Annotated in this window: 17 protein-coding genes; 11 read left to right on the top strand and 6 right to left on the bottom strand. The window is 73.6% G+C overall.

Annotated elements, in window-relative coordinates; all coding sequences use genetic code 11:
* Positions 1-214: 214 nt before the first annotated feature.
* Together tuf and P8A18_RS03095 are read left to right on the top strand one after the other, a co-directional pair.
* The gene (tuf, locus tag P8A18_RS03100) at positions 215-1,384 is read left to right on the top strand and encodes an elongation factor Tu (RefSeq protein ID WP_306051560.1); all 1,170 of its coding nucleotides are present in this window, start codon (positions 215-217) and stop codon (positions 1,382-1,384) included.
* 95 nt (positions 1,385-1,479) lie between these two features.
* Positions 1,480-2,325, top strand: coding sequence for a spermidine synthase (locus P8A18_RS03095; protein ID WP_306051558.1), 846 nt, complete (start codon positions 1,480-1,482; stop codon positions 2,323-2,325).
* Here P8A18_RS03095 and P8A18_RS03090 read toward each other — a convergent pair.
* Together P8A18_RS03090 and P8A18_RS03085 are read right to left on the bottom strand one after the other, a co-directional pair.
* Positions 2,287-3,600 carry an MFS transporter gene (locus P8A18_RS03090; RefSeq protein WP_306051556.1) on the bottom strand — a complete coding sequence of 438 codons (1,314 nt, stop codon included), beginning with the start codon at positions 3,598-3,600 and terminating at the stop codon, positions 2,287-2,289. The genes P8A18_RS03095 and P8A18_RS03090 overlap by 39 nt on opposite strands.
* A gap of 51 nt (positions 3,601-3,651) precedes the next feature.
* Positions 3,652-4,725, bottom strand: coding sequence for a DUF8017 domain-containing protein (locus tag P8A18_RS03085; protein WP_306051554.1), 1,074 nt, complete (start codon positions 4,723-4,725; stop codon positions 3,652-3,654).
* A gap of 146 nt (positions 4,726-4,871) precedes the next feature.
* Here P8A18_RS03085 and P8A18_RS03080 point away from each other — a divergent pair, with 146 nt between their 5' ends.
* On the top strand, positions 4,872-5,309 hold the full coding sequence (locus P8A18_RS03080; protein WP_306060642.1) for a DUF4442 domain-containing protein: 438 nt from the start codon (positions 4,872-4,874) through the stop codon (positions 5,307-5,309).
* 151 nt (positions 5,310-5,460) lie between these two features.
* Positions 5,461-6,123: a DedA family protein gene (locus tag P8A18_RS03075; RefSeq protein ID WP_306051552.1), complete on the top strand. Its 663-nt coding sequence runs from the start codon at positions 5,461-5,463 to the stop codon at positions 6,121-6,123.
* A gap of 15 nt (positions 6,124-6,138) precedes the next feature.
* Here the strand turns inward: P8A18_RS03075 and P8A18_RS03070 are convergent, their stop codons facing one another.
* On the bottom strand, positions 6,139-6,669 hold the full coding sequence (locus P8A18_RS03070; protein WP_306051550.1) for a gamma carbonic anhydrase family protein: 531 nt from the start codon (positions 6,667-6,669) through the stop codon (positions 6,139-6,141).
* Positions 6,670-6,834: 165 nt separating this feature from the next.
* On the opposite strand from P8A18_RS03070, the gene P8A18_RS03065 reads away from it, so the two are divergent.
* Positions 6,835-7,572 (top strand): acyltransferase, encoded by a 738-nt coding sequence (locus tag P8A18_RS03065; protein WP_306051548.1) that lies wholly within the window; start codon positions 6,835-6,837, stop codon positions 7,570-7,572.
* Between the two features lie 13 nt (positions 7,573-7,585).
* Here P8A18_RS03065 and P8A18_RS03060 read toward each other — a convergent pair whose 3' ends face one another.
* The gene (locus tag P8A18_RS03060) at positions 7,586-8,449 is read right to left on the bottom strand and encodes a DMT family transporter (RefSeq protein ID WP_306051546.1); all 864 of its coding nucleotides are present in this window, start codon (positions 8,447-8,449) and stop codon (positions 7,586-7,588) included.
* Positions 8,450-8,542: 93 nt separating this feature from the next.
* Between P8A18_RS03060 and P8A18_RS03055 the strand changes: the two genes are divergently transcribed.
* Together P8A18_RS03055 and P8A18_RS03050 are read left to right on the top strand one after the other, a co-directional pair.
* Complete coding sequence (locus P8A18_RS03055) at positions 8,543-9,115, top strand: helix-turn-helix domain-containing protein (protein WP_306051544.1); 573 nt, start codon at positions 8,543-8,545, stop codon at positions 9,113-9,115.
* 43 nt (positions 9,116-9,158) lie between these two features.
* Positions 9,159-9,728 carry a YbaK/EbsC family protein gene (locus P8A18_RS03050; protein WP_306051541.1) on the top strand — a complete coding sequence of 190 codons (570 nt, stop codon included), beginning with the start codon at positions 9,159-9,161 and terminating at the stop codon, positions 9,726-9,728.
* Positions 9,729-9,787: 59 nt separating this feature from the next.
* Here the strand turns inward: P8A18_RS03050 and P8A18_RS03045 are convergent, their stop codons facing one another.
* A complete protein-coding gene (locus tag P8A18_RS03045; RefSeq protein WP_306051539.1) occupies positions 9,788-10,195 on the bottom strand; it encodes a CoA-binding protein in 408 nt (135 codons plus the stop codon).
* 59 nt (positions 10,196-10,254) lie between these two features.
* Here P8A18_RS03045 and P8A18_RS03040 point away from each other — a divergent pair, with 59 nt between their 5' ends.
* The 3 genes from P8A18_RS03040 (at position 10,255) to P8A18_RS03030 (ending at position 15,194) form a co-directional block, all read left to right on the top strand.
* The gene (locus tag P8A18_RS03040) at positions 10,255-10,881 is read left to right on the top strand and encodes a YigZ family protein (protein WP_306051537.1); all 627 of its coding nucleotides are present in this window, start codon (positions 10,255-10,257) and stop codon (positions 10,879-10,881) included.
* Positions 10,882-10,980: 99 nt separating this feature from the next.
* Positions 10,981-12,147 carry an exonuclease SbcCD subunit D gene (locus tag P8A18_RS03035; protein WP_306051534.1) on the top strand — a complete coding sequence of 389 codons (1,167 nt, stop codon included), beginning with the start codon at positions 10,981-10,983 and terminating at the stop codon, positions 12,145-12,147.
* Positions 12,144-15,194, top strand: coding sequence for an AAA family ATPase (locus P8A18_RS03030; protein ID WP_306051532.1), 3,051 nt, complete (start codon positions 12,144-12,146; stop codon positions 15,192-15,194). Before P8A18_RS03035 ends, P8A18_RS03030 begins: the two co-directional genes overlap by 4 nt.
* Here the strand turns inward: P8A18_RS03030 and P8A18_RS03025 are convergent.
* The gene (locus tag P8A18_RS03025; RefSeq protein WP_306051530.1) at positions 15,184-15,630 is read right to left on the bottom strand and encodes an Lrp/AsnC family transcriptional regulator; all 447 of its coding nucleotides are present in this window, start codon (positions 15,628-15,630) and stop codon (positions 15,184-15,186) included. The genes P8A18_RS03030 and P8A18_RS03025 overlap by 11 nt on opposite strands.
* 92 nt (positions 15,631-15,722) lie before the next feature.
* Here P8A18_RS03025 and P8A18_RS03020 point away from each other — a divergent pair, with 92 nt between their 5' ends.
* Positions 15,723-16,211: a rhodanese-like domain-containing protein gene (locus tag P8A18_RS03020; RefSeq protein ID WP_306051528.1), complete on the top strand. Its 489-nt coding sequence runs from the start codon at positions 15,723-15,725 to the stop codon at positions 16,209-16,211.
* Positions 16,212-16,228 lie beyond the last annotated feature (17 nt).

Here is a 16,228-nt window from a genome sequence, read left to right as displayed (position 1 = left end):
ACCTTCCTCGCAGCGCGGTCCGCAGTCGCGGACGCGCCGAAGGCTGCCGTGAACACCTTCGCAGTCGCAGTCGCCGCAGCGCTCACCGCTGCCGCGGCGCCCTACGGCGGCGCCCGAAGCTGACCCTCCCCCGACTGTCCGGCGGACCCCGCAAGGGGAGGGTCGGCCGGGCCCCGGGGTCCTCACGTCACGCTTCGCATCCAAGGAACGAACCATGCCCAAGACGGCCTACGTGCGCACCAAGCCGCACCTCAACATCGGCACCATGGGTCACGTCGACCACGGCAAGACGACCCTGACCGCCGCCATCACCAAAGTCCTCAGCGACCGGGGCACCGGCACCTTCGTCCCCTTCGACCGCATCGACCGGGCGCCGGAGGAGGCGCAGCGCGGCATCACCATCAACATCGCGCACATCGAGTACGAGACCGGCACGCGGCACTACGCCCACGTCGACATGCCGGGCCACGCCGACTACATCAAGAACATGGTCACGGGCGCCGCGCAGCTCGACGGGGCGATCCTCGTCGTCTCCGCGCTCGACGGGATCATGCCGCAGACCGCGGAGCACGTGCTGCTCGCCCGCCAGGTGGGCGTGGACCACATCGTCGTCGCGCTGAACAAGGCGGACGCCGGTGACCCCGAGCTGACCGACCTGGTCGAGCTGGAGGTGCGCGAGCTGCTGTCCGCGCACGGCTACGGCGGCGACACCGTGCCCGTCGTGCGGGTGTCGGGCCTGCGGGCGCTGGAGGGCGACCCGCGCTGGACCGGGGCCATCGAGGCGCTGCTCGACGCCGTCGACACGTACGTACCGATGCCGGTGCGCTACACCGACGCGCCGTTCCTGCTGTCGGTGGAGAACGTCCTGACCATCACCGGCCGGGGCACGGTCGTCACCGGAGCCGTGGAGCGCGGCACGGTCCGCGTCGGTGACAGGGTGTCGGTGCTCGGCGCGGACATCGAGACGGTCGTCACCGGCCTGGAGACCTTCGGCAAGCCGATGGAGTCCGCCGAGGCCGGGGACAACGTCGCGCTGCTCCTGCGCGGCGTCGAGCGCGACCGGGTGCGCCGGGGCCATGTGGTCGCGGCGCCGGGCAGCGTCACCCCGAGCCGTCGTTTCACCGCGCGGGTGTACGTCCTGTCGGGGCGCGAGGGCGGCCGCACCACCCCGGTCGCCACCGGGTACCGCCCGCAGTTCTACATCCGCACGGCCGACGTGGTCGGCGACGTGGACCTCGGCGAAGCGGCTGTCGCGCGGCCCGGCGACACGGTCACCATGACCGTCGAGCTGGGACGGGACATCCCGCTGGAGCCGGGCCTCGGCTTCGCCATCCGCGAGGGCGGCCGCACGGTCGGCGCGGGCACCGTCACGGAACTGCTCTGAGCCGTACGGGCGTTCGGGGCCCGCCTCGCCCGGAACCGGGGGAGGCGGGCCCGCCCGCGTACGGGGCGGCCGGCCGCGGCCCGCACAATGGGGGAGTGAACGAGTCGATACCCGTCATCCGCGACGTGGACCACGGCACCGCCCGACTGCTCCCTGACGTGGACCGGGAACGGGCCTGGCTGCTCACGGTCGACGGCGCACCGCAGTCGTACGTGGACCTCGACGCGCCCGAGCACCTGGAATTCGAGTACGCCCGGCGCCTCGGCCACGTCGTGGACTGCGCGGCCCGGCCGGGCGAGCCGCTGGACGTCCTGCACCTCGGCGGGGGCGGCCTCACGCTGCCCCGCTATGTCGCCGCCACCCGGCCCGGCTCCCGGCAGGAGGTCGCGGACGCGGACCGGCGGCTGATCGCCCTCGTCGCCGAGCACCTGCCGCTGCCGGACCGCAGCGGCATCACCGTTCACGCGGCGGACGCCCGCGCCCGGCTGGAGGCGACCGCCCCCGGCTCGCTGGACCTTCTGGTCGCGGACGTGTTCGGCGGCTCACGGGTGCCCGCCCACCTCACCTCCGTCCCGTACGCCGGGGCGGCGGCGCGAGCGCTGCGCCCGGACGGGATCTACGCCGCCAATCTCGCCGACGGACCGCCGTTCGGCTTCCTGCGCTCGCAGCTGGCCACCTTCGCGACCGTCTTCGGTGAGCTGGCGCTGATCGCGGAGCCGGGCGTGCTGCGCGGCCGGCGCTTCGGCAACGTGGTGCTCGTCGCCTCCCGCTCCCCGTTCGACACGGCGGCGCTGACCCGCCGCTGCGCGGCCGACGCGTTCGCGGCGCGGGTGGAGTACGGCGACGCGCTGGCCGCGTTCGTCAAGGGCGCCCGGCCGGTCGGTGACGAGGAGGCGGTCGCCTCACCCGAGCCGCCCGACGGGGCCTTCAGCCTCGGCTGACGCGGGCGGCACGACCGGTGCGGCGGCCACCTCGACGGACACGGTCCGCCGGGTCAGGTTCCGTACGTCCGGCACGAACAGCACCGCGGCCGTGACCAGGACGACCAGGCCCGCGCACCCCCACAGTGCCTGGCCGCGTCCGACCAGTGACTCGACGGGGCCGGCCAGCGCGGTGGCGACCGGCACCATGGCCACCGAGCCGAACCAGTCGTAGGCCGAGACGCGGGAGAGCTTCTCCTCCGGGATCTCCTGGTGCATGGCCGTCATCCAGGAGACGCCGAACACCTCGATCGCCGTACCGCTGACGAACATCACCACGCAGAGCCAGCCCGCGGACAGCGGCACGGCGAGCCCGGCCGACGGCAGGGCCAGCGGGAAGACGCAGAGGGTCCCGGCCAGCAGCAGCCGGCGCGGCTTCCACCGCGTCATCAGCAGCGCCCCGGCCAGGTTGCCGGCACCGAACGCGGCCAGCGCGAAGCCCCAGGGCCGGGCGCCGCCCAGTGAGTCGCGGGCGACCAGCGGCCCGTAGACCGCCTCGGCGGCCCCGACGGCGGCGACGACCACGGAGAACTGGGCCACGATGGCCCAGAGCCACGGCCGGCCGGTGAACTCCTGCCAGCCGTCCCGCAGGTCCGCGAGCAGCCCGCCCCCGGGCTCCCGCGGCGGGATGTGGCTGACGTCGAGGAAGGCGCGCAGGGCTCCGGCCACCGCGAAGGCGGCGGCGTCCACGGCGAGTACCCAGCCCGGGTCCATCGCCGCGATCATCGCGCCGCCGAGAGCCGCGCCGCCGATGGCCGCGCCCTGGGTGGACATCCGGAACAGGGCGAAGGCGCGGCTCGCCTGCTCACCGCTGACGCTCGACATCAGCATGCCCTCGGCCGCCGGGCCGAAGAACGCCTGCCCGGTGCCGCACAGCGCGGTGAGCACCATCATCTGCCACAGCTGGGGGTCGCCGGCCAGGACCAGCAGGGCGAAGAGGCCCTGCGAGACACAGTTGAGGGTGTTGGCCGCGACCATCACCCGGTGGCGCGGCAGCCGGTCCGCGATGGCCCCGCCGATCAACAGGAAGAGGACCAGCGGAACCGTCCTGGCCGCCGCCACGAGACCCACGTCGCCGCCGTCGCCGCCGCCCTGCAGAACCGCGAACGCCGCCGCGATCAGCGCGCCGTGGGTACCCAGGCCCGTGATGATCGAAGCGGCGGTCAGCAGCCGGTAATTGCGGCCCGCGGGGGCGGGACGAGCGGAGGGGGGTACGGGGGCGGCTGCGTCGGTCACTCAGGGACTATCGCGGCCGCGCCCCGGTTGCGCAAATGCGTTTCCGCCAGGTCAGGAATCGGTTTCGGTGATCTCCACCAGGCGCACCGTGCTCAGGATCTTCTGGACCGTCGCCTCCGGCACCTCGTCATCGACCCCGGCGGCGGCGTACAGCACCCAGGAGGAGAACGCGCCGGCGCTGTTCTTGAAGGTGAACGCGTACGTCTTGCCGTCGCTGGTGCACTTCGTCTTCTTGGTGACGTTGGGCGCGGTGGCGGTGACCAGGCTTCCCGTGAGCCCCGACTTGGTCGTGTACTGCTTGGCCTTGCTGATCTTGATGGTCTTCTTCGGCATGTGCTGAGCGAACGCCCCCCACGCCCAGGTGCCCGCCTCGTTACGGGCGTTCACATCGGCGTCCTTGGCGCCCTCCGCGCCCCGGGTGCCGGTGCCGGCCAGGCTGTACTTGTCCTCGGTGCCGTCCTTGTCGTCGTCCTCGGTGCACCATTCCCGCTTGAGGTCCGCCGACCCGGTGAACCCGATGAGCGGCGAGCCGTCGCCCTTCTCCTCGTCCTCGAAGTACGAGAGGATGCCGGGGGCGGACACCTCCCAGTCGCCGGGCACGTCGAACTGGGTGCCCCACTTGGGGTTCGTCACGACCTTCCAGCCCGCGATCTGCGGCTTGGCCTCCGCGTCGTCGCCGCGCGGGTTCGCCACGGGCGAGGAGGCGGAGTCGGACGGCTTGGCCGGCGCGGACGACTTCTTGCCGTCGGCGACGTTCTTGCCGTCCTTGTCGTCGTCCTTGTTCAGCACCACGACACCGGTGACGGCCGCGGCCACCACGACGGCGGTCGCCGCGATGATGGCCACCAGGGTCGTCTTCTTCTTGTCGTTGCCGGGCTGCGGTGCGCCGGGACCGGACACCGCGTACTGCGGAACGGTCGGCTGCTGGTACGGGTTGGGCTGGCCGTAGCCCCCCGGTCCGCCCTGCTGCGGATATCCGTAACCCGGCTGCTGCTCGGGGCCCGGCTGCTGATATCCCGGCTGCTGATAGGGATTCGGCTGCTGGTACCCCGGCTGCTGGTACGGGTTCTGGTTCTGGTCCTGCGGGTTCTGCTCGCCCCCGGGCGGCTGCTGTCCTGGCCACATGGCGAGTAACGATAGAGGTGCCGTGCCGGGGGTGCTACGCCCGCCCCCGTGTGCGAACGGTGAAGACGCGTGCGACCGCTGCGCCGCCGGGGCATGGCCAAAGTCTTCTACTCATGAGTAACATCTCGCGCATGAGCGCTGAACAGATGACCGCGGGCGAGATGCTCGCCGCCACCGTCCCCATGGTCCGGACCCTCAACCTCGAATTCCTGGAGTCCACCGCGGACCGTGCGGTGGTCCGCATGCCGGACCAGGCCGACTACCACAACCACGTCGGCGGCCCGCACGCCGGAGCGATGTTCACGCTGGCGGAGTCGGCGAGCGGCGCCATCGTCATCGCCGCCTTCGGCGACCAGCTGACGCGGGCCGTGCCGCTCGCGGTGAGCGCCGAGATCGGCTACAAGAAGCTGGCCATGGGCGAGGTCACCGCGACCGCCACCCTCGGCCGCCCCGCCGCCGAGGTCGTCGCCGAACTCGACGCCGGCGAGCGCCCCGAGTTCCCGGTGTCCGTACAGATCCGGCGCGCGGACGGCGCCGTGACCGGTGAGATGACCGTCGTCTGGACGCTGCGCCCGAACTCCTGACCCCCGTACGGGCCGAAGGGCCGCCGCGCACCCGGCAGGGGCGGGGCGGCCCTTCGCGCTGTCCGCCCCCATGAGGCGCCGGGTAGGCTTTCCGCGGTGCGCCGATGAGTTGTCCGGCGGGCGACAGGACATCACTACGGAGGAACCGGCGTTGCACATCCAGGAATGGCTGGAGACCGTCCCCGCGATCAGCGTCTACCTCCTGGTGGGCGTCGTCATCGGGCTGGAGAGCCTGGGCATCCCGCTGCCCGGTGAGATCGTCCTGATCAGCGCGGCGCTGCTGGCCGCGAGCCACGACGGCATCAACCCCTGGATCCTGGGTGCCTGCGCCACGGCCGGGGCCGTCATCGGCGACTCGATCGGCTACGCCATCGGCCGCAAGGGCGGGAGACCACTGCTGGCCTGGCTCGGCGGGAAGTTCCCCCGGCACTTCGGCGAGAGCCAGATCGCCCTGGCGGAGCGCTCGTTCCAGAAGTGGGGCATGTGGGCCGTGTTCTTCGGACGCTTCGTCGCCCTGCTGCGCATCTTCGCCGGTCCGCTGGCCGGTGTCCTGCACATGCCGTACTGGAAGTTCCTGACCGCCAACGTCCTCGGCGGCATCGCCTGGGCCGGCGGCACCACGGCCGTCATCTACTCCGTGGGCGTCGTCGCCGAGGCCTGGCTCAAGCGGTTCTCCTACCTGGGCCTGGGCATCGCGGTGCTGATCGGGCTGGCCTCGATGCTGGTCCTGAAGAACCGTGCCAAGAAGGCCGCCGCCGCGCACTCCACGGCGGCCGCCGAGCCGGAAGCGGGAACGGTGCCGGTCGCCGACTGACCCGGCGGCCGGTCCTCAGCCCTCGCAGGCCGCGCGGTGGGCCTTGGCCAGCTCCACATAGCCGACCGCGTTGAAGCGGACCCCCTCCAGCTCCTCCTCGGTCAGCTGCCGCTTGACCTTCGCCGGTACGCCCGCCACCAGTGACCCCGGCGGGACGCGCATCCCCTGCGGGACGAGGGCCTGGGCCGCGATCAGTGAGCCCGCGCCGATGTGGGCGCCGTTGAGGACGGTGGCCCCCATGCCGACCAGGACGTCGTCCTCGATGGTGCAGCCGTGCAGGACGGCGTTGTGCCCGACCGAAACCCGCTCGCCGACCGTCACCGTGAAGCCGGGGTCGACGTGGACGCTGCAGTTGTCCTGGATGTTGGAGTCCGCACCGATGACGACGGGGCCGCAGTCGGCGCGCAGCACCGCCTGGTACCAGAGGCTGGAGCCCGCCGCCATGGTGACGTCACCGATCGCCACCGAGGTCGGCGCGGTGAACGCGTCCGCGTCGATGGACGGCTCCTTGCCGCCCAGGCCCATGATCAACGCCTGCTCCGCCATCGCGTTCCTCCGTGCTCCGGTGCCGTGGGTCGCGGCTCTCCGGTGGGAGCCGGCCGTCCGCCGGGGAAACGGTATGCGACGTACCGGGGCGCCACCGGTCTGTTGGGGTGAAGATCACAGGCCGGTGACGCCGACGCCCCGGTGGGTGCGGACTACCGTGAGCGCGTGCCCAAGAACAGAGACGTGTTCTCCTCGCTGACCGCCTGGCGGCGGCGCGCCCTGTCCGGGGCCGTCCACCGCTGCTGGCGCTGGGCGCGGGAGGCGGGCGCGGTCACCGCCGAGCAGCCCGGCCGTCTGCGGTTCGCCCGGATCGGCGAGGGCACCCGGCTGGCCTTCCCGCAGGGCACCGTCTTCGGCGAGCCCTGGATCGAGCTGGGCGACCACTGCGTCATCGGCGAACAGGTCACGCTGACCGCCGGACTCATGCCCGACCTGGACCTGGGCCCCGAACCCATCCTGACCCTGGGCAACGGGGTGGTGCTGGGGCGCGGCAGCCACATCGTCGCCGATACGACGGTGGGCATCGGCTCGGACACGTACTGCGGGCCGTACGTCTACATCACCTCGACCAACCACAGCTACGACGACCCGCACGAGCCGGTCGGCAAGCAGTGGCCCCGGATGGAGCCGGTGTCCATCGGGCCGGGCTGCTGGATCGGGACCGGGGCGGTGATCCTGCCGGGCGCACGCCTCGGGCGCAACGTGGTCGTGGCGGCCGGCGCCGTGGTCCGCGGCGAGGTGCCCGACCGCGCCGTGGTGGCCGGCGCGCCCGCCCGGGTCGTACGGAGCTGGCACCCGGAGAAGGGCTGGCAGCCGCCCCTGCGGACGCCGGCCCCGGTGCCGATCCCCGCGGGTGTCACCCCCGAACAGCTGCTGGCCGTCGCCGAGCTCGAAGAGCGCTGACCGCCCGCCCGGTTCACCCGGTCGCGAGCAGCACCGTACCCACCAGGGCGAGCCCGGCACCCGCCGCCTGTACCCCGCGCAGCCGCTCCCCGATCAAGCCCCGCGCGGCCAGGGCCGTGACCACCGGGTAGAGCGAGGCGAGGACCGCGGCGACGGTGACCGGGCCGTGGTGGGCGGCCATCGAGTAGGTGCCGTTGGCCGCGACGTCCGCGAGGCCCACGAACGCCAGCGCGGGCAGCGCCGCCCGGATCGCCGGTCCGCCCTCTTCGGGCAGTGCGCGCCCGCCGCGCCGCACGGAGGCATACAGGGCGGTGCCACCCACCACCGTGTTGGTGACCCGCTGCACGAACAGCGCGAGGAACAGCCCGGTCACCGTGGCCGACGCCTCGGCGATCAACGACATCACGGCCCCGAAGCCGAAGGCCGCCACCAGCGTCAGCAGGATCGCGCGCCGCTGCACCGGCGCCCCGCGCAGCTGCGGGCCGCCCGCCAGCACGATGCCCGTGACGGCGACCGCGACCCCGGCGAACTGCAGGAGCCCCGGGCGCTCCCCGGCGATCAGCCCCACGCTCACCGGGACGGCGACGCCGAGCGAACCGAGCGGGGACACCACTCCCATCGGGCCGAGAGCGAGCGCCTTGTAGAAGCAGAGCATCGCCACCGGTCCCACGACACCCGCCGCGACCGCGAACCAGAGCCGCGGACCGGCCTCGCTCCAGCCGCCCGTGGCGGCCACGATCACGCCGAGCACCGTCACCGCCATGAGCTGCGAGACCACGACGACGGTGAGCGCGGGTATGCGCCGGGTCAGCAGACCGCCCCCGAAGTCGGCCAGCCCCCACAGGAGGCTGGTGGCCAGGGCGAACAGTGCTGTCATCAGGGGCCTCGCAGTACAGTGCGGCGAACGGTTGGGTGCACCACACCGTAGTGCAGGATGCTCGACGGCGGCATACAAAATATTGGACGGAATGTGACTGACCTCGATCAGCTGACCCAGTCCCTCGCGCGGAACCTCAAGCGCTGGCGCGGTGAGCGCGGCTTCACCCTGGACACGCTGGCCGCCCGCGCGGGAGTCAGCCGCGGCATGATCATCCAGATCGAGCAGGCCCGCACCAACCCGAGCGTCGGCACGACGGTCAAGCTCGCCGACGCGCTGGGCGTCAGCATCACCACGCTGCTCGACTACGAACAGGGCTCCCCGGTCCGCCTCGTCCCCGCCGACCAGGCCGTACGCCTGTGGTCGACCGAGGCGGGCAGCGCCACCACCCTGCTGGTCGGCACGGAGGCCCGGGGCCCCCTCGAACTCTGGTCCTGGCGGCTGATGCCCGGCGACGGCAGCCGGTCCGACCCGCACCCCGAGGGCACGGTCGAACTGCTCCACGTCACCACGGGCACCCTCACCCTCGTCGTCGCCGACACCCCGTACGCGGTGGCCGCAGGCACCTCCGCCACCTTCGAGGCCCACCACCCGCACGCCTACCGCAACGAGGGCACCGAACCGGTCGAACTCACCATGGCCGTGAGCATTCCGCCCGTCAGATGATACGGGGTCCGACCGGGCAAGCGGCGCTGTTAGCGTGACGCGCATGCGCGCACCCATCGGTTCCTTCGAGAACGCCAGCCCCGCCGCCGACCGTCAGGACCTGCTCACCGCCCCGGTGGCGAAGGCGGTGGGCACGGGCTGGGGAGGCATCCCCGCCGAGCAGGTCATCCACGTGGACACCGACCCCGAGATCGCCGACACCGCGGTCTTCGTCGCACACCACGGAGCCGACCTGCTGAACCACTCGGCGAACTGCGTCGTCCTCTCGGGCAAGCGCGGCAGCGAGGTCACACTCGCGGCCTGCGTCGTCCTGTCGCATTCCCGCGTCGACGTGAACGGCGTCGCGCGCAAGCACCTCGGCCTGCGCAAGGCCCGTTTCGCCTCGATGGACACGGCGGTCGGCGAGACCGGCATGGAGTACGGCGGCATCACCCCCATCGGCCTCCCGGCCGCCTGGCCGCTGCTGATCGACTCCGCCGTCGTGGACGAGGAGTGGGTCCTGATCGGCAGCGGCTCGCGCCGCGGCAAGCTCATCGTCACCGGCAAGGCGCTCGCCGCGCTGCCGGGCGCGGTGGTGCTCGAAGGGCTCGGCGTCCGCGCGGAAGTGTCCTAGGGCCTGTCTTCAAACTGCCGTCGTCGCCCGGCCGGCAGACGGGAATGTGACGACAGGTCCTAGCCGAGCCTCGGGATCTCGATGGCCGGGCAGCGGTCCATGACCATGTCGAGCCCGGCCGCCCGGGTCCGTTCGTACGCCTCCTCGTCGATCACGCCCAACTGGAACCAGACGGCCCGGGCACCGGCCGCGACCGCCTCGTCCGCCACCGCGCCGGCCAGATCGCTGTTGACGAAGACGTCCACCACATCCACCGGGAACGGGATGTCCGCCAGCGAGGCGTACCCCTGTTCGCCGTGCACCCGCTCCGCCTTGGGGTGCACCGGCACCACCCGCTTGCCGAAGCGCTGGAGGACCTCGGCCACCCCGTAGGCCGCGCGCGAACGGTTGGCGGACAGCCCCACCACGGCCCAGGTGTCGCCGGTGTCTTCCAGAATCCTGCGGATCGTCTCCGTGTCTGCGTACATGAACCGGACAACCGGCGGCCCGCCCCGGCCATTCCCGCAGGTACGCATAGGGTGGCGGGATGCAGGAGCAGTACCGGACCGTCGCCCGCGCGGGCGTGCACGAGAGCGAGATCAACCGCTCCCGTTTCCTCTGCGCGCTCGCACCCGCGGCAACCGAGGAGGAGGCGCAGGAGTTCGTCGCCCGCGTCCGCAGGGAACATCCGACCGCCACGCACAACTGCTACGCCTACGTGATCGGCGCAGACGCCTCCGTACAGAAGGCGAGCGACGACGGCGAGCCCGGAGGCACCGCGGGCGTCCCCATGCTCCAGATGCTCACGCGCCGCGAGGTCTGCTACGTCGTCGCCGTCGTCACCCGCTACTACGGCGGCGTGAAACTCGGCGCCGGCGGGCTGATCCGGGCCTACGGGGGAGTCGTCGGCGAAGCACTCGACGCGCTCGGCACCCGTACCCGCCGGCGCTACCGCCTCGCCACCGTCACGGTCGGCCACCAACGGGCCGGCCGGCTGGAGAACGAACTGCGGGCCACCGGCAGGACCGTGCGCGAGGTGCGGTACGGGGCCGAGGTGACCATCGGGATCGGGCTTCCGGAAGCCGAGATCGAGGACTTCCGCCGCTGGCTGGCCGACGCGACGGCGGGCGAGGCGCGGGTGGAACTGGGCGGCGAGGCGTACGGCGACGCCTGACGCGGCTGCCCGCCCCCGCCGCTCCCCGGGTGATGGGAGACTGTGGGGCGTGAGGGCACAGGGGCGGAGGAAGCGAACCATGCGGGTCGGAGCCGGGTCTTGAGGATTTTGCACACATCGGACTGGCACCTGGGCCGGTCGTTCCACCGGGTCCCCCTGCTCGACGCGCAGGCCGCCTACCTGGACCACCTGGTGGCCACCGTGGACGCGCACGAGGTCGACGTCGTGCTCGTGGCGGGTGATGTGTACGACAGGGCGGTGCCCCCGCTCGGCGCCGTCCAGCTCTTCGACGACGCCCTGCACCGGCTCGCCGAGGCCGGAGCGGCGACGGTGATGATCTCCGGCAACCACGACTCGGCCCGCCGGCTCGGCGTCGGGGCCGGGCTCATCGGCCGGGCCGGCATCCACCTGCGGACCGACCCCGCGCACTGCGCCACCCCCGTCCTGCTTCCGGACGCGCACGGAGACGTGGCGTTCTACGGGCTCCCGTACCTCGAACCCGCCCTGGTCAAGGACGTGTTCAAGGCGGAGCGCGCCGGGCACGAGGCCGTGCTGGGCGCCGCCATGGACCGGGTCCGCGCCGACCTCGCCGAGCGCCCCGCATCCACCCGGTCCGTGGTCCTCGCCCACGCCTTCGTCGCCGGCGGCGAGCCCAGCGACAGCGAACGCGACATCACCGTCGGCGGCGTCGCCGCCGTCCCCGCCGGGGTCTTCGACGGCGTGGACTACGCCGCGCTCGGCCACCTGCACGGCTGCCAGGCCGTCACGGACCGGGTCCGCTACTCCGGGTCCCCCCTCGCGTACTCCTTCTCCGAGGCCGGCCACCGCAAGACCATGTGGCTCATCGACCTGGACGCCGACGGCGCGGTCACCGGCGAACGGATCGACTGCCCGGTGCCCCGCTCCCTCGCCCGGCTCCGCGGCCGGCTCGACGACCTCCTGGAGGACCCGGCGCTGGACCGCCACGAGGAGGCGTGGGTGGAGGCGACGCTCACCGACTCCGTCCGCCCGCCCGACCCGATGGCCCGGCTCACCGAGCGCTTCCCCCACACCCTCGGCCTCGTCTTCGAACCGGACCAGGCACCCGAGGACCCGCACACCTCCTACGCCGGCCGCCTGCGCGGACGCGACGACCAGAACATCGCGGAGGACTTCGTGGCCCACGTCCGCGGCGGGTACGGCACCGACGAACAGGAGCGGGCGGTGCTGCGCCGCGCCTTCGACCACGTACGGGTCGAGGACGGCGTCCGCGAGGTGAACCGGTGAGGCTGCACACCCTTCACATCACCGCGTTCGGCCCGTTCGCAACGGTCCAGGAGATCGACTTCGACGCCCTTTCCACCGCCGGTCTCTTCCTCCTGCACGGACCGACCGGCGCGGGGAAGACCTCCGTCCTGGACGCCGTCTGCTACGCCCTGTACGGCGCCGTCCCCGGCGCCCGGCAGGGCCCCGGCACCTCGCTGCGCAGCGACCACGCCCCCGCGGACCTGCCGACCGAGGTCCGCCTCGAACTCACCGTCGGCGGACGGCGCCTGGAGATCACCCGGCGCCCCGCCCAGCCCCGCCCCAAGAAGCGCGGCGGCGGCCACACCACGGAGAAGGCACAGAGCCTGCTGCGCGCCCACGACCCCGAGGACGGGTGGCAGGCGCTCAGCCGCTCGCACCAGGAGATCGGCGAGGAGATCACCCAGCTCATCGGGATGAGCCGCGAGCAGTTCTGCCAGGTCGTGCTCCTGCCGCAGGGCGACTTCGCCCGCTTCCTGCGCGCCGACGCCGAGGCACGCGGCCGGCTTCTCGGCAGACTCTTCGACACCCGCCGCTTCGCGGCCGTCGAAGAACGCCTGGCCGAGCTGCGCCGCGCCGCCGAGGCCCAGGTCAGGGCCGGTGACGACCAGATCCTCGCCCTCGCCCAGCGCATCGCCCAGGCGGCCGGCCCGGCCGCGTACGAGTCCCCGCTGCCCGACGCCCAGCCCGGCGAACCCGGTCTCGCGGACGCGGTCCTCGGCTGGGCCGCGACCGCCCGCTGCGGCGCCCGCGAACGCCTCGGCATCGCCGAGTCGGTGCTGGCCACGGCGGAGAGCCGGCACACCGCGGCCCGCCACGCCCTGGACGCCGAACGGGAACTGGCCGCGCTCCAGGAGCGGTACGCCGAGACCCGCCGCCGCGCGGACGCCGTGGAGGCCGGGCGCGCCGCGCACGACGAGGCGCGGGAGCGGCTGGGGCGCGCCCGCAAGGCCGACCTCGTCGCACCCGCGCTGGAGCTGCGCACGGAGGCCGAGCGCGCGTCCCGGAGGGCGAACGAGGCCCGGGACCGCTCCCGGGGGCGGCTGCCGGACACACTGGCCGACGCGGGGGCCGAACAGCTGACCGCCCTGGAGCGCAGGCTCCGCGAGGAACTGGGCGGCCTGGAATCCGCGCGTCGCGCCGAACACCGCAACGCCGAAATCGACGGCGAACGCGCCGCTCTGGAACGGCAGGCCGCCGCCGACGACGAACTGATCCGGGACACCGAGAGCTGGCTCGCCGGCTGGGAGACCACCCGGCAGGACCTCCAGGCCCGCATCGACGCGGCACTGGAGGCCGCGACCCGTACCGAAGCGCTGGCCCGCCGGCTCGACCCCGCCCGCCGCCGTCTGGACGCGGCGCGCCGCCGCGACGCCCTCGCCACACAGGTGACCGCCGCGGGGGAGCGGCTCGCCGAGGCCCGTGAACACGCCATCGGGACCGGCGAGCACCGGCTCGACCTGCGTGAACGCCGGCTGCGCGGCATCGCGGCCGAACTGGCCCGGGGCCTGGCCGAGGGCGAGCCCTGCGCGGTGTGCGGCTCGGCGGACCACCCCGCCCCGGCCCGCGCCGGCGACGGACACGTCGACCGGGCGGCGGAGGAGGCGGCCGAGACCGCGCACCGGAGCGCCGAGCGGGCCAGGGCCGAAGCGGAGCAGGCACTCGCGGTCGTACAGGAGCGGCACGAAGCGGCCCGCGCGCAGGCCGCCGGAACCGACGGCGCCGAGACCGCGACGGAAGCGGACGCCGCCGGGCCCACGGTGGACGCGCTCGCCGCCCTCGTGGACGCGCTGACCGGCGAGCACACCGAGGCCTACCGCACCGCCGCCGGGGCGCATGCCGCGCGCGAGGCCCTGACGGCGGCCGAACGCGAGCAGCGCCGCCGCGCCGACGACCGGCAGCAGGCCGACCGCCGCGCCGCCGCCCGCACCTCCCGGCGCGAGGGACTGGACAGCGAACAGGCCGCCCTGGACGAGATGCTGGACCGGGCCCGCGCCGGCTACGCGAGCGTCGCCGAGCACACCGCGGTCCTCCAGGAACGGGTCGCCCTCCTCGTGGAGGCGGCGGGCACGGTGCGCGAGGAGGAGAGCGCGGCGGCACGGCTCAAGGAGGCCGACGACCGGCTCGCGGACGCCGCGTTCCGGGCCGGTTTCGACACGCCCCGGGCCGCCGCGGCGACGCTCCTGGACGAGGCGGGCCAGCGTACGCTCCAGCACCGGATCGACGCCTGGCAGGCCGAGGCGGCCGCGGTCGCCGACCGGCTCGCCGAGACCGGCGCCCGCGCGGCGGCCGACCGGCCGCCGGCCGCTTGGGAAGAGGCCCGGCAGGCGTACGACCGGGCCGAGCGGGCGCTGCGGGAGGCCGCGGCCGGCCTCGACGCCGCCCGGGAGCGCTGCGCCGAACTCGGCAGGCTCTCGCGCCGCGCGGCGGACGAGGTGCGCGCGCTGGGGCCCGTACGCGAGGAGCACGAACGGGTCGCACGGCTCGCCGGGCTCACCGCCGGCACGTCGGCGGACAACGCGCGCAAGATGCGCCTGGAGTCGTATGTGCTCGCGGCCCGGCTGGAGCAGGTCGCGGCGGCCGCCACCGCCCGGTTGCGGCGCATGTCCTCCGGCCGCTACCAGCTGGTCCACTCCGACGCCCGCACCGGAGGCCGCAGGGCAGGGCTCGGCCTGCACGTCATCGACGCCTGGACCGGCCGCGAGCGCGACACGGCGACGCTCTCGGGCGGCGAGACGTTCTTCGCCTCGCTGGCCCTGGCGCTGGGCCTCGCCGACGTGGTCACCGACGAGGCCGGCGGCGTACGGCTGGACACCCTCTTCATCGACGAGGGGTTCGGCAGCCTCGACGACCAGACCCTCGACGAAGTGCTCGACGTGCTCGACTCGCTGCGCGAACGGGACCGCAGCGTCGGCATCGTCAGCCATGTCGCGGACCTGCGCCGCCGCATCCCCGTCCAGCTCGAAGTGGTGAAGGAGCGGCACGGATCGGCCGTGCGGCTGCGGGCCGCCGACGGGCTCAGCGACTGACCGGGCGCCCGGTCAGGGGCGAGGAGTAGACGACGCTGGTGGTGACGGAGCCGAGCGCGCCGATCTTCCCGGAGACGGCTTCCAGATGCCGCATGGAGCGGGCCGTCACCTTCAGTACGAAGCAGTCGTCGCCGGTGACGTGATGGGCCTCCACGACCTCCGGCGTGGTCTCCAGGAGGTCGTGGAACGGCTTGTAGTTGCCGTTCGGATACCGCAGCCGTACGAAGGCGAGGACCGGCAGCCCGAGGCGTTCCGGATCGACCACGGCCGCGTACCCGCTGATGATCCCGGCCTCCTCCAGCCGGCGGACCCGCTCCGTCACGGCGCTCGGCGACATGGCCACCGCCCGTGCGAGTTCCGCGAACGAGGCCCGGCCCTCACGCTGGAGCACATCGAGGATGCGCCAGTCGGTGGCGTCCGGTGAATAGTCGCTCATGCGGACAGACAACCGTGGAATCCACGGCTGATCAAGACGGGTGCCGGGGATCACGCCTTCCGGGCCGGGGCGGCCGACCGTAGATTTCCGGCATGAGCCACCAGCCAGGCGCCACCGCCACCCACCCCGTCCTGCGCGTACCGCCCGCCGCCCCGGCCGACGCGGTCGCCCATTTCCGGGCCTCGCTCGCCTTCCACACCGACGTCTCGGACGTCGCCGCCGCCCTGCACACCGGCGGCGACCCCGGATTCGTCCTGCTCGACTCCCGCTCCGCCGAGTCCTGGGACCAGGGGCACATCCCCGGAGCGGTGCACCTGCCGACGGCGCTCGTCGCCGAACGGGCGCCGCACCTCCTCGACCCCGCCGTGCCGGTGGTCACCTACTGCTGGGGGCCCGGCTGCAACGGCGCCGCCCGAGCCGCACTCGCCCTCGCCCGACTCGGCTACCAGGTCAAGGAGATGCTCGGCGGCTTCGAGTACTGGGCGCGCGAGGGCTTCGGGTACGAGACACGGGAGGGCGAGGGCCGGCGCGCGGCCGATCCGCTCACCGCCCCGGCCGACGCCGGGCGCTGCGGCTGCTGACGCCGGCCGGTCCCCGG

Source organism: Streptomyces sp. Mut1, from assembly GCF_030719295.1.
GTDB classification, from domain to species: domain Bacteria; phylum Actinomycetota; class Actinomycetes; order Streptomycetales; family Streptomycetaceae; genus Streptomyces; species Streptomyces castrisilvae.
This window is presented reverse-complemented; position numbering and strand designations above follow the sequence as displayed.

Excerpts from the sequence above, each read along its gene's own strand:
- tuf (WP_306051560.1), top strand. The coding sequence starts at position 215 with ATGCCCAAGACGGCCTACGTGCGCACCAAGCCGCACCTCAACATCGGC.
- P8A18_RS03085 (WP_306051554.1), bottom strand. The coding sequence starts at position 4,725 with ATGTGGCCAGGACAGCAGCCGCCCGGGGGCGAGCAGAACCCGCAGGAC.
- P8A18_RS03080 (WP_306060642.1), top strand. The coding sequence starts at position 4,872 with ATGACCGCGGGCGAGATGCTCGCCGCCACCGTCCCCATGGTCCGGACC.
- P8A18_RS03070 (WP_306051550.1), bottom strand. The coding sequence starts at position 6,669 with ATGGCGGAGCAGGCGTTGATCATGGGCCTGGGCGGCAAGGAGCCGTCC.
- P8A18_RS03060 (WP_306051546.1), bottom strand. The coding sequence starts at position 8,449 with ATGACAGCACTGTTCGCCCTGGCCACCAGCCTCCTGTGGGGGCTGGCC.
- P8A18_RS03050 (WP_306051541.1), top strand. The coding sequence starts at position 9,159 with ATGCGCGCACCCATCGGTTCCTTCGAGAACGCCAGCCCCGCCGCCGAC.
- P8A18_RS03045 (WP_306051539.1), bottom strand. The coding sequence starts at position 10,195 with ATGTACGCAGACACGGAGACGATCCGCAGGATTCTGGAAGACACCGGC.
- P8A18_RS03040 (WP_306051537.1), top strand. The coding sequence starts at position 10,255 with ATGCAGGAGCAGTACCGGACCGTCGCCCGCGCGGGCGTGCACGAGAGC.
- P8A18_RS03025 (WP_306051530.1), bottom strand. The coding sequence starts at position 15,630 with ATGAGCGACTATTCACCGGACGCCACCGACTGGCGCATCCTCGATGTG.
- P8A18_RS03020 (WP_306051528.1), top strand. The coding sequence starts at position 15,723 with ATGAGCCACCAGCCAGGCGCCACCGCCACCCACCCCGTCCTGCGCGTA.